General features: G+C 44.2%; 13 protein-coding genes. 8 read left to right on the top strand and 5 right to left on the bottom strand.

The annotated features are described in order from the left end of the window. The first annotated feature begins 190 nt into the window (after window positions 1-190). The 6 genes from BW716_RS22795 to BW716_RS22770 all read left to right on the top strand — a co-directional run bounded on the left by BW716_RS22795 (window position 191) and on the right by BW716_RS22770 (window position 6583). Window positions 191-1483: an aminopeptidase P family protein gene (locus tag BW716_RS22795; RefSeq protein ID WP_083726329.1), complete on the top strand. Its 1293-nt coding sequence runs from the start codon at window positions 191-193 to the stop codon at window positions 1481-1483. Between the two features lie 180 nt (window positions 1484-1663). After that, on the top strand, window positions 1664-2431 hold the full coding sequence (locus tag BW716_RS22790) for a phosphatidylcholine/phosphatidylserine synthase (RefSeq protein WP_083726337.1): 768 nt from the start codon (window positions 1664-1666) through the stop codon (window positions 2429-2431). A 204-nt stretch (window positions 2432-2635) separates the two neighbouring features. Beyond that, window positions 2636-2881 (top strand): phosphoribosylformylglycinamidine synthase subunit PurS, encoded by a 246-nt coding sequence (gene purS / locus BW716_RS22785; protein WP_083726327.1) that lies wholly within the window; start codon window positions 2636-2638, stop codon window positions 2879-2881. A 130-nt stretch (window positions 2882-3011) separates the two neighbouring features. Next, window positions 3012-3710 (top strand): 16S rRNA (cytidine(1402)-2'-O)-methyltransferase, encoded by a 699-nt coding sequence (gene rsmI, locus BW716_RS22780; protein WP_083726325.1) that lies wholly within the window; start codon window positions 3012-3014, stop codon window positions 3708-3710. 155 nt (window positions 3711-3865) lie between these two features. Further along, window positions 3866-5746: a M1 family metallopeptidase gene (locus BW716_RS22775; RefSeq protein ID WP_235643929.1), complete on the top strand. Its 1881-nt coding sequence runs from the start codon at window positions 3866-3868 to the stop codon at window positions 5744-5746. A 294-nt stretch (window positions 5747-6040) separates the two neighbouring features. Beyond that, on the top strand, window positions 6041-6583 hold the full coding sequence (locus tag BW716_RS22770; protein WP_143708979.1) for a hypothetical protein: 543 nt from the start codon (window positions 6041-6043) through the stop codon (window positions 6581-6583). A gap of 241 nt (window positions 6584-6824) precedes the next feature. Here the strand turns inward: BW716_RS22770 and BW716_RS22765 are convergent, their stop codons facing one another. The 5 genes from BW716_RS22765 to BW716_RS22740 form a co-directional block, all read right to left on the bottom strand. Then, window positions 6825-7034, bottom strand: coding sequence for a hypothetical protein (locus BW716_RS22765; RefSeq protein ID WP_083726319.1), 210 nt, complete (start codon window positions 7032-7034; stop codon window positions 6825-6827). Between the two features lie 49 nt (window positions 7035-7083). After that, entirely contained in the window at window positions 7084-7524 is a 441-nt protein-coding gene (locus BW716_RS22760; protein ID WP_179091232.1) for a hypothetical protein, read from the bottom strand. Between the two features lie 10 nt (window positions 7525-7534). Further along, window positions 7535-8083 (bottom strand): RNA polymerase sigma factor, encoded by a 549-nt coding sequence (locus BW716_RS22755; RefSeq protein WP_083726335.1) that lies wholly within the window; start codon window positions 8081-8083, stop codon window positions 7535-7537. Between the two features lie 145 nt (window positions 8084-8228). Further along, window positions 8229-8852, bottom strand: coding sequence for a 16S rRNA (guanine(527)-N(7))-methyltransferase RsmG (gene rsmG / locus BW716_RS22750; RefSeq protein WP_083726315.1), 624 nt, complete (start codon window positions 8850-8852; stop codon window positions 8229-8231). A gap of 336 nt (window positions 8853-9188) precedes the next feature. Beyond that, window positions 9189-10322 carry a glycosyltransferase gene (locus BW716_RS22740; RefSeq protein WP_235643928.1) on the bottom strand — a complete coding sequence of 378 codons (1134 nt, stop codon included), beginning with the start codon at window positions 10320-10322 and terminating at the stop codon, window positions 9189-9191. Between the two features lie 141 nt (window positions 10323-10463). On the opposite strand from BW716_RS22740, the gene tgt reads away from it, so the two are divergent. Both tgt and BW716_RS22730 read left to right on the top strand, forming a co-directional pair. Then, window positions 10464-11594, top strand: a complete 1131-nt coding sequence (gene tgt / locus BW716_RS22735) for a tRNA guanosine(34) transglycosylase Tgt (protein ID WP_083726309.1) — start codon at window positions 10464-10466, stop codon at window positions 11592-11594. Between the two features lie 21 nt (window positions 11595-11615). Next, a complete protein-coding gene (locus BW716_RS22730; RefSeq protein WP_083726307.1) occupies window positions 11616-12698 on the top strand; it encodes an LptF/LptG family permease in 1083 nt (360 codons plus the stop codon). Window positions 12699-12709 lie beyond the last annotated feature (11 nt).

The raw sequence follows: 12709 nt of genomic DNA, 5'->3' as shown, positions 1-12709 counted from the left end.
AGTATAAACAACTTCGATATCAAATTAGATAAATTCTAAAATGGCCGGGGCTGTTTTGCTGGAAACAGTAATTAATTACGGGCTGTAAATACACTTATCCTCTTCCATTGTACACGCATATTCACCTCTTCAATTTTACTTCCTAAAATTTCAGTAGGTTTGACGCGTGTTTTAATCAATAGGATCAATTATGAAAAATTTGCCACTGGATTCACAGATTTTCATCAAAAATCGCCAGCGCTTTATTGCGGAAATGCAACCCAATTCCATTGCAATCATCAATTCCAACGATGAGTTGCCCAGCAATGGAGACGCTTTATACAGATTCGAGCAAAACCATGACCTGTACTGGTTGACGGGTGTTGAGCAGGAGGATACCATGCTCATTTTATACCCGGACAATCCGGATCCTAAGTACAGAGAAGTGCTTGTATTAGTACGTCCAAATGAGTTGAAAGAGAAATGGGATGGCCACCGTCTGCGCAAAGACGAGGCACTGGCTGTATCGGGTATAGCTACGGTTATTTGGTTGGATGTGCTGGATGGATTATTACAACCATGGATTCACGAAGCCACTAATATCTATTTAAATACCAACGAGAATAACCGTAAATCCAGCCTCATCGCTGTCAGGGATTACCGCTATGCAGAAGAAATGCGTGCCCGTTATCCTTTGCACAACTACCTGAGAGCGGCTGTTATTTTCAAAAAACTGCGTGCTGTTAAGACACCTGAAGAGATCAACGTGCTGCAGACCGCGATGGACATTACAGAAAAGGCACTTCGCCGTCTGTTCAGATTCATTCGTCCAGGCGTATATGAGCACGAAATTCAGGCAGAGATCATACACGAATTCCTCTCCAACCGTTCAGACGGTGAAGCCTATACTTCTATCATTGCCAGCGGTGACCGTGCCCGCACCCTGCACTATGTTTCCAACAACCAGGAGTGTAAAGACGGCGAACTGGTACTGATGGACTTCGGTGCTGCTTATGGTGGTTACAATGCTGACCTGACACGTACCGTACCGGTGAATGGTAAATTCACTCCCCGTCAGCGCGAAGTATACGATGCCTGTCTGCACCTGCATAACTATGCTAAATCAATCCTGAAGCCAGGACTGACCATTGCAAAATACCATGAAATGATGGGGGAAGAAGCAGGAAAAGTGTTCGTAAAAATCAACCTGCTGAAGGAAGAAGATATCAAAAACCAGGATCCTGAATCACCTGCATACCGCAAATATCTGTATCATGGTATTAGCCATCACCTGGGTGTAGGCGTACACGATTTAGGGCCATCTTTCTGGCAGCCGATTCCTGATGGCGCCGTACTGACCATTGAGCCAGGTATCTATATTGAAGAAGAGAAGATGGGTGTAAGAATTGAAAACAACGTGTGGATAACTTCAAAAGGCAATATCGACCTGATGAAAAATATTCCTATCACTGCTGATGAAATTGAATCTTTAATGAAAAAATAAGGTAATACGTACGCTATTGCGTAATATTAGCGTTAGATTTACCAAAAAATACAGAACCAAGGTTGTATCAAAAGAAAATCCTGCCCGGTTTAACCCGGATACCTGATGGGGGAGCATCTTTGCTTATGCAATTCTCTGGCCCGTCAAATGACTTTTGATACAATCTGCTGGACTATCACAATGAAACAACTTCCTAACATCCTTACACTGGGTAATTTGTTTTGCGGTGCGCTGGCAATCATTTACATCCTGCATGCACCACAATACATCGCCGAATTCAATGGACATGACTACGCCGTAACAAATCCTGCACCTGTCTACTGGGCATCCGGGCTGCTAGTACTGGCTGCGATATTTGATTTTCTGGATGGGTTGGCTGCACGCCTGTTGAAACTAGGTTCCCCATTTGGAAAGGAGCTGGATTCACTGGCAGATATGGTGACGTTTGGCGTAGTGCCGGGTATGATCTTCTTCCGTTTGTTGCGTAGTGCTTATATGCAGATGCCGGATGTATTTGACGTATCTTATGTCAACCTGGCTCCGGCCTTGCTGGTGCCTTGTTTTGCAGCATTCCGGCTGGCTAAGTTCAACCTGGACACCCGTCAGTCAGAGAATTTCATTGGGGTTCCTACCCCGGCAGTAGGGCTGCTGGTAGCGTCTTTCCCATTGATCATGCTGTACAATCCGTATAATCTGGCGCACTACCTGCAAAATATCTGGCTCCTGTATATTATGATAGCTGTGCTTTGTTACCTGATGGTGGCAGAGATGCCGATGCTGAGCATGAAGTTCAGGAATTTTAATCCTACACAGAACTGGCCACGGTTTTTACTGTTGATATTAGCAATATTGGCAATACCAGTATTGAAATTTGCAACAGTGCCGTTTGTATTTGTTGTGTATGTCTTATTATCAGTGGCGGCACGCCCTGCTACAACAGCTAAGTAAATAGCAATTCTTTCTAAATAAATAGTACTTCTTTTTTCATATAAATATTGGCCGGCATACTTCATGCCGGCCAATATTTATTTATAAGCCGAAGGGAAAGCCATTTCCTTCGGCTTATAAAATACCATCTACAGCCCTCCTCAAACAAACCCAGCTTGTTTTTTGCGATTTATGTATTAGGTTTGCGTCAAAATTTTAGAAAAAATGACGTTTACTGCACATATCAACGTGATGCCACTGAAAGAATTACTGGATCCACAGGGGAAAGCGGTAATGAGTGGTTTAAAGAATCTTGGCATTACCCAGATCAATGATGTGAGAATCGGAAAACATATTACGCTGCATATAGAAGCTGCTACAAAAGAAGAAGCACAGACCCTGGCTGAGAACGCCTGTCAGAAACTGCTGGCTAACCAGGTAATGGAATCTTTTGAAGTAACTATTCAATAAATAATTAATAAGGCTGACTTTCATGCGCTAAAGCTTACTTTAGCTGCCAGAAGTCAGCCTTACGTGTTTTATTCAGGAAAGATGCACTACCGGTAGATGTTGCCGGTATGTCATGCGCCATACGTTCTTTATGAAGCTTTATCTCGTTCCATCTCCCATAGGCAATCTTGCCGATATTACTTACCGCGCTGTAAAAGTACTGGAAGAGGCAGACCTGGTGCTGGCAGAAGATACCCGCACCTCTGGTGTGCTATTGAAGCACTACAACATCAATAAACCCATTACTCCTTATCATCAGCACAATGAGCACAAAGTATTGCAGCACCTGTTACAACAATTACAGGCCGGCAAAACAATGGCCCTGATCACCGATGCCGGTACTCCCGGTGTATCTGATCCCGGATTTTTGCTGGTGAGGGAATGTGTACGTGCAGGTGTACCAGTGGAATGCCTGCCCGGCGCTACAGCTTTTGTGCCGGCGCTTGTGAACAGTGGTATACCTATGACCCGGTTTGCTTTTGAAGGCTTTCTGCCATTGAAGAAAGGCCGCCATACGCTGTTTACACAGCTGGCTACAGACGAACGTACCCTCGTATTTTATGAATCTCCACACCGCATTGTAAAAACACTCGAAGATATGATCGGTTACTTTGGCGCTGACAGACAATGCTGCGTGAGCCGTGAACTGACCAAGATGTTCGAGGAAAACAAGCGAGGTACCCTGCAGGAAGTACATGACTACTTCAAGGAAAAAGGAATAAAAGGGGAAATCGTACTGATTTTACAGGGTGCTCCCGGCAGGAAAAAAGCACAGGAAGAAGAAGAATAACTCAGTATCTTCATGACAGGCAGGAGATTTGCAGTATCTCCCCACGTAAACGCAAAAGTTAAGTCGAAAGCATAAAGCGGCCTACAGCTTACACCCTGACCGGGGTATGTACCGCATTTGTCATACAACAAAAATAGTATTAGGAAATGAAGCACATGTCAGTAGTTAAAGGCCTGATGGTGTGCCTGTTGGCAGCAGGTTTCGTACCTGCGCAGGCACAGCCTGACCGTTGGCAACAACGGGTAAAATATGTTATGGATGTAAATGTAGATGCAACCACTAACCGTTTTACAGGTAAGCAAAAACTGGAGTATACCAATAACTCACCCGATACATTGTACAAGGTGTTCTATCACCTTTACTGGAATGCATTTCAGCCAGGCAGCATGATGGATGTGCGTAGCCGTGAGCTGGGCAAAACAGTGATAGGTCGTGACGCCAAAGGCAATGAAAGGAGAGACTGGGATTACCGTGTAGCAGATAGGATCTCTAAATTCACACCTGAGCAAACCGGCTATCAGCATGTGCTTTCACTGAAACGTGATGGTGTACCACAGCCTTTCAATATGCTGGAAACCATCCTGGAAGTGCCACTGAAAAAACCAATCCTGCCGCATAGCACGACTACCTTCGAAATGGAGTTTGAAGCACAGGTGCCGGTGCAAACCCGCCGTAGTGGCCGTAATAATTCAGAAGGTGTAGACTACTCCATGTCGCAGTGGTATCCTAAAATGTGTGAATACGATTACGAAGGCTGGCATGCCACTCCTTACATCGCACGTGAGTTCTACGGCGTTTGGGGTGATTATGATGTGAAGATTGCGATGGACAAAAAGTTCGTGATTGCAGCTACCGGCTATTTACAGAATCCTAACCAGATCGGTTATGGTTATGAAATGACGGGCACCAAAGTGATCCGTCCTGCCGGGGAGAAGCTGAACTGGCATTTCATTGCAAACAACGTACATGATTTTGTATGGGCAGCCGATCCTGATTATAAACACATCACCCAACAGGTAGATGGCTTTGTCGCACACTTCTTTTACATTGAGAATGATATCACAAAGGATACCTGGCCTGCATTTGCAAAGATGATCCCACGTGCATATGAATATATCAAAGCACATTATGGTCCTTATCCTTACAAGAGCTTTAGCTTTATACAAGGTGGCGATGGTGGTATGGAATACCCAATGGCTACCTTGATCATGGGCAATGGTAAACTGGAAGGATTATATGGATTGGGTGTGCATGAATGGATGCATAGCTGGTACCAGGGAATGCTGGGTACCAACGAAAGCCTGTATCCATGGATGGATGAAGGCTTCACAACATTTGCAGAGAACAATGTATTGTATCATACATTGGATTCTACCAAAGAAGCTTTTGCACAGGAAGGGTCTTACAATGGCTATTACAACCTGGTAAAAAGCGGGTTTGAAGAGCCAATGAGTACCCATTCTGATCATTACAATACGAACTATGGTTATACACAGACAGCGTACAATAAAGGTGCTGTGTTCTTAGAGCAGTTAGGTTATGTAATCGGTACAGAGAACAGGGATAAAGGATTGCTGCGTTATTATTCAGACTGGCGTTTCAAACATCCGAATCCAAATGATTTCATTCGTGAAATGGAGAAGGAAAGCGGAATAGCGCTGGATTGGTATAAGCAATACTTAGTCTATTCTGTGAAGCATATTGACTATGGAATTGATACGGTTTTCACCAACGATAATAGCAAGACAGTAATTCGTTTGCGCAGAGTGGATAACTTCCCAATGCCGATTGATTTGTTGGTAACAACAAAGGCAGGTAAGAAGTTCATGCACTATATACCGCTGTCATTGATGTATGGCACAAAGCCCAATGAAGATGGTAATATTATGCGTACCGTGCATGATGCATGGAGATGGACCAGCCCTACATATGATGTAGTGATTGATACGCCAATGGGCGATATAGGAGAAATAGTGATCGATCCCAGCTTACGCATGGCGGACATTAACCGCAGTAACAATACGTTGAAGTTATAAATTTTTAATAATAATAAGGGAAGAGGGAGTTCCGGCTTTTAAACCGGAGCTCCCTCTTTTTTTTTGAAAATGTTTTTCATTCCCCGTTGGTGAATTCCCTTTTTCATGAAGGTTTTATTCGGGTAAACTAGTATATTATAAGTACACTACAAGATCATCATAAGGGCACCTCAATATCGATTTGATATTGAGGTGCCCTTTAAGTGGCGTATTAATACTCATTTGGTGATAAAGCAGCACTATTATTCAGGAGAAGGTTTTAATATTGATCCTGTAACCTCAAAATTGTTTGTTATGGCTATTGTTAAAGGCAACAACCTACTCCTTCAGGCCGTCACGGGCTCCCTTGGCGATGAAATCACGATTTACGAAAGGAACGGGCAGATTATTGTAGCGAAGAAGCGCGGTCCGTCAAAGAAAAAACCGACAAAAAAGCAGCTGGAAGCCAGGTATAAGATGAAAATTGCGGCAGCTTATGCAGTAGCGATCATAAAAGATCCTGAGATAAAAGCCTATTATAAGTCCCTGGCAGGCCCTGGACAGAATGCCTATAATATGGCTGTAAAGGATGCTTACAATTCTCCTGAAATCCAGCGTATTCGCTTCGAAGACGAGACTGTGGTGGTAACCGCGAAGAATGAATTCAGGGTAGCAGAAGTGGCTATTCGTATTGTAGATGCAGCAGGCAGCATACTGGAAAGAGGAAAGGCGGTATTAGGCAGGAATGGCGTGGATTGGCATTATAAGGCGACCGGTTTGCCACCGGGTGGAAAATTAATCATTGTGGCGGTAGATCTGCCTGGAAATGAAACGGTGAGAGAGGTGAGATTGGAATAAATCCGATAGTAATAAGACGTAGAATCCGATGGCAATAAGATAAGCGACATCCCCAAAAGAGGGAAAGGCATCTCATTTTATGAATGAGACACCATTCTTTTGCCTATTTCTTAATCAGCGCTTTCAATTCCTCTATTTCTTTCTGTTGCTGAATCAAATGCAGTGTCAGCTTCTCTATTTTCAATTAAAAAAGGATGCACAATGTACATCCTTTTTATCATCGTAATCCGTAAAATATCTGTTAATCTAATACCTCACAATTAAACCCCTGCTGCTGCACAAATTTTATCATCTCATTCTCTTCCACACTCATATTCACAATCCTCAATACCTTATCACAATCTTCGAGGTCTACATGGCACTGACCTACTTCATAATTGTTCCGGATGGCATGGAGTACATTTGTTCTTTCTTCCGGTGTCGCTATATTAGTTTTGAATATGCCTGTCATAGCATTAAAAGTTGTAGATGGTTGAATGGCAAAGGAGCGCATGGCTACATTAAATATTGGTTCCTATATCTGGTTTACTTTCTTCCTGTTTAGCGTCGTGTTTAGGCTGATCCGCATTTGCGTCGATATCATCATACCAGCGGCTAAAGCGGTTATTAGGTCGGCACCAGTTCTTCAATCCTTCTTTCATTCGCTCTCTGTCTTCTGGTGTCATATTCGCATAGCGTTCTTTCAGCTTTTCATCCCAGGCTCTTCTGTTTCTTCTGAAACCACCCGGGCCGCCGCCATGCCAGCCAAAGAGCATTTTACCCAACAGGCAAAGGCCTAAACCCTGCCAGAAAGTAATAACTGGTCCATGGAATAATTCAGGTATCAGGCAATTCCACAGTTCACGGATACCGAAGCCCAGTGCGGTGACGAAAACCGCCCCCATGACAATGAACTTTAAAATATGTAAAGCCTTCGGCTTTTTGTCTCCTCTCTTAAACATATAATGTGTTTTACAATTCTTCATACAATTGTGCCAGCCGTTCGCGAAGGTGCAGTACAGCGTAGCGTTTTCTCGACAATAGGGTATTCACGGAGATGCCGGTTTCAGCAGACAATTCCTTGAAGGATTTCCCTTCCAGTTCATGCTGTATAAATGCATAGCGCTGTTCTTCCGGCAGCTCTTCTATGGCTTCCATAATCGCTTCTGCTAAAATTTTTCGTGTGAGTGGTGCATCACTTCTGGCATCCTGATCGGCTATCAGTTCGGATAGGAACAAAGTCTCTTCTCCATCTATTTCCTGTGTATGATCGCTGAAGGTAGTCTCCCGTTTCTTGCGAAACCAGTCGGTAATTTTATTGCGTGTTACGGTGAATAACCAGGCGGTAATAGAGTCAATCTGACTACCCAACCGGGAGTATTCCGTAAACTGATACAAAACGTCCTGTAAAATATCTTCTGCATCCGCCACATTATTCACCCGTTTCCGGATAAAATGGAGTAGACGTTGCCGCTCCTTCCGCACCGTTTCCTGTATGCGCTCATTTTGTTCAGCAGCCATAGCTAGAGGCGTTTTTGTGAGGAGCAATTCTTTCATCTTATTATTGGAGACGAAGGAAAATGCAGGATATTTTAAAGTTCAGTAAAGTTTTTTTGAATTTAGCCTATAAATAATGAAAACCAATAATTTAAGAGAGGAATTATTTTTACTTATTTACCACTACTACGAATTTTTCCTTGAAGAACTCTTCAGGGAATAGCTGGTAAACGGGAGTGAGGCGGGGTCTGAGGCCACTTTCCTGTACTTCCAGGGCCAGGTCGCCGCCTTTCAGGCAGATGAGACCGGGTTCCTGGGCATGAGCAGGCGCTTTTTTAACCAATGGTTTTCCCCAGCGCCAGAGGTCCTTGAGGGGGGCTACGGCACGGGATACAATCACATCGAATTTTCTATCCCTGATATCTTCTGCGCGGGAGTGGGCAGTGGTTACGTTCTTTAATTCCAGGGCTTCGGCTACACCCTGTACGACCTTGATCTTTTTACCGATGGCATCCACAAGGTGGAACTTTACCCCCGGGAAAAAGATGGCCAGGGGGATGCCTGGGAAACCACCACCAGTACCGAGGTCGATTACCTGGTGGCCATCCGGGAAGTCAGCAATTGCAGCGATTGCCAGTGAGTGCAGGACGTGTTTTTCATATAAGGCATCAATGTCTTTACGGGAAATGACGTTGATCTTTTCGTTCCAATCCTTGTAAAGTTCGAACAGTGCTGAGAATTGTTCGACCTGAGTAGGGGTGAAGTCCCCGAAGTATTTTTGAATGATGTCCATATGTAGGCGCAAAGGTAGGATGCTATTCTGAAATAGTGAAACCGGATGTATTTAAAAAGACTGCCCGGAGAACGTCTCGTCTCCGGGCAGATAAAAGTCTTTATTTTTTAAAAAGGTTAGGTTTGGGGCCTGCTCTTTTTTGATGATTGCGTTACGTTCGAAGTCTTTTTTAACCGTTCTACTTGTGCTAAAGCTTGCGCATAAGTAATTTCGGGTTGCTGTGCAATGATCTGCTTCCCCTTCAAGGCTAAGGCCTCTAACGATATGTTCAAGTTTTCTACGGGTATCATTACTTAACATTTGTACAAAATTACAAAAAATACCTGGCCTTTGCTATTACCACCTGTTCTTCGACTTAAACAACAACGCCGGCGTAAATATCAAATAATATAAACACATAAACATATCCATAAACCAGCTGAACTTAAACAAATCCCCCTCATCCAGCTTCTTCATTGCCATAAACGTAATCACCGACTGCAACAACATCTTCCCCCCAAATATCCCCAACACATAAATCATCATCGGCTGAAAAAATAAACTCGCTATAAACAGCGGGTAAAACAGGAAATGCGTCAAACTAAACAACCCCAACAGGAATTTATGACTAAACCGGTAATGCTTACCAGTACTCATATGCCTTGTCTTCTGCAAAAACCACTTCCGCCAGCTCGTCTTCGGCTCAGAATAAGTAAATGCCTGTTTATTGATCACCACACCAACATTCCCCCTATTCGCCGCCGCATTCACAAACAGATCATCATCGCCCGAAGCAATATGATGATGCGCCGTAAACCCCTTCTGACGGTTAAACAACTCCCTCTTATAAGCCAGGTTCCGCCCCACACCCATATAAGTCACACCACTCAGCGCAAAACCCAGGTATTGCAAAGCACTGAAATAAGTCTCATAACGAATCACCTTATTCAGCAACCCCGGTTTCTTTACATAAGGACTATACCCCAGCACAATCTCCTTCCCATCCGTAAAACCCTGACTCATCAGTGCTAACCAATAAGTACTGCTGGGCTTACAATCTGCATCTGTCAGCAGGATATTTTCAAATTTTGCTGACCTGATTCCCATTGAAAGTGGAAACTTCTTACCAGGAATAAACTTGGCAGGTTGTTTAATCTCAATATGGCGATAATGTGGATAACCAACTTCTATTGACCGGAGGTAATATTTTGTATCATCTTCTGAGTTGTCATTCACAACAATGACCTCAAAAGACGGATTTTTTTTATCGTGAAATCGCTGTAAAAGTACGGAAGGCAGGTTTTTCTGCAGGTTCAATTCCTCATCCTTGGCACAGATAATAACTGAGAACTGTGCTTCCGGCTCTGCATCCACGTCGAAGGTACGGCGATAAAAAGCTACCCTGGAAAAGACGATCAGGTAATAGAGAATCTGTATCCCTGCAACGGTAGCAAAACTGTAAAAGGCTACTAAGCCTAAGTTATACAACATAGCGTAGCAAATATATATGATTTCAATTATCTGTATAGTGCTGTGGAAAAAAAGATTTTTCCAGCCCTGTTCGCACCCCTTCCGGGGAAAAAATAGGTTGTACCCCATAATCCCTTATTTTTGCCCCCTGAAAATCGCCAGATGATATTTGAACTGACAACAACTGATAGTGAAAGTAAAGCCCGTGCCGGCGTCATCACCACCGGTCACGGGGTGATTGAAACGCCTATTTTCATGCCTGTCGGCACTGTAGGCAGTGTAAAAGCCCTGACACAGGAGCAGGTTAAACAGGATGTCCAGGCCCAAATCATCCTTGGCAACACCTATCACCTTTACCTGCGCCCAGGTACGGAGATCCTTTCCAAAGCCGGTGGCCTCCACAAGTTCAATGGCTGGGATCGCCCTATTCTCACAGATAGTGGTGGTTATCAGGTGTTTTCCCTCGCCGCTAACAGAAAGATCAAGGAAGAAGGTTGCCTTTTTCAAAGTCATATAGATGGATCCCGTCACCTTTTCACCCCTGAAAATGTTATGGACATCCAGCGTACCATCGGAGCCGATATCATTATGGCCTTCGATGAATGTCCGCCCTACCCATCCGAATACCGCTATGCGAAAAAGTCGATGGAGCTCACGCACCGCTGGCTGGACCGCTGTATTGCCCGGTTAAAGGAAACACAACCTGCTTATGGATATGAACAGACCCTGTTCCCTATCGTACAGGGTAGTACTTTCAAAGACCTCCGTACCATCTCCGCCACGGAAATTGCTGCCCGCGAATGTGCCGGCAATGCTATTGGTGGCCTCAGCGTAGGTGAACCGGAAGCAGATATGTACGAAATGTGCGGACTGGTATGCGACATTCTGCCAAAAGAGAAACCCCGTTACCTGATGGGCGTGGGTACTCCATGGAACATCCTGGAAAACATCGCTTTAGGTGTGGATATGTTCGACTGCGTAATGCCGACCCGCAATGGTCGTAACGGTATGCTCTTCACCTGGAACGGTGTCATCAATATCAAAAACAAAAAGTGGGCAGACGATTTTTCGCCAATTGACGAAAACAGTCCCTGCTTCGCTTCCAGCCAATATAGCAAAGCTTATCTCCGTCACCTGTTCGTAGCCGGAGAGATCCTGGGTATGACACTGGCCAGTATTCATAACCTGGCGTTTTACCTGGAGCTGGTGAAAGAAGCCCGGAAACAGATTTTAACAGGAAATTATGCCCAGTGGAAGAACAGAATGGTGCCGCAGCTGAAACAAAGACTTTAGAATTTATTATTTTGCCGCCATATGATTACTAAAATAGATTGGTATATACTACGTAAGTTCATAGGTACCTTCATTTATTCACTCTCTATCCTGCTCATCATATCTATCGTGATAGATATTACCGAGAAGATAGATGACTTCATGAACAGTAACTTATCTGTTTACCGGATCATCGTAGACTACTATTTTGGCTTTATTCCGCACATTGCAGCGCTCTTATTCCCACTTTTTATATTTATTTCCGTAATTTTCTTCACGTCCAAGATGGCATATCGTACAGAGATCGTAGCCATCCTGTGTAGTGGGGTGAGTTTCAGACGTTTCCTTCGCCCTTACTGGATGGGAGCCATCCTGTTTGGTGGTATTCTGTGGCTGGGTAACTTCTGGACCGTACCGATTGCAAATAAGGTCCGTACCAAGTTTGAAAACACTTACGTAAACAAGAAGAAAGCGTCAGAAAGCATGTACGATAAGAGTATCCGTATCGATAGCTTTACTTACGTGACCTTCGGATCTTATGACCCTAACTACAAGAGTGGTGGTAACTTCGAACTGGAAGACGTTCATGGCCAGGACCTGCGTATGAAGCTGAGATCAGAAAGAATTGAATGGGATTCCATTAAAAAAGTGTGGAAACTCAACCTTGTAACGATTCGTAAAATTAATGGCCTCCATGAGACCTGGTATAAAACCAGGGATACCATACTCAAGCTGGCCCTGAATCCTGCCGAAATGCATGAAGAAAAGAACATGCAGGAAGCCATGACCACCCCGGAGCTGACACGTTATATTGACAGGGAAAACCTGCGCGGGGCAGAAGGATTGAACGTATTCTATGTGGAAAAGTATCGTCGTACCGCATCATCCGCAGCAGTGGTGATCCTTTCCCTGATAGGAGGCATCATCGGTTCCAAAAAAGTTCGTGGAGGTAGTGGATTGCACTTGGCTGTAGGTATCGTTATCAGTGCGACCTACATCATTATGTTGCAGTTCTCCACCGTATTTTCCATCAAAGCGAACCTGAACCCGATGCTGGCTGTATGGATTCCCAATTTCGTATTCGGCGGACTGGGATTCTACCTGTATATGAAGGCACCGAAGTAAAAAATTCACAT

The organism is [Flexibacter] sp. ATCC 35208, from assembly GCF_001975825.1.
GTDB lineage: Bacteria > Bacteroidota > Bacteroidia > Chitinophagales > Chitinophagaceae > Chitinophaga.
The sequence above is the reverse complement of the archived record's forward strand: the minus strand, read 5'-3'. Positions and strand labels throughout refer to the sequence as shown.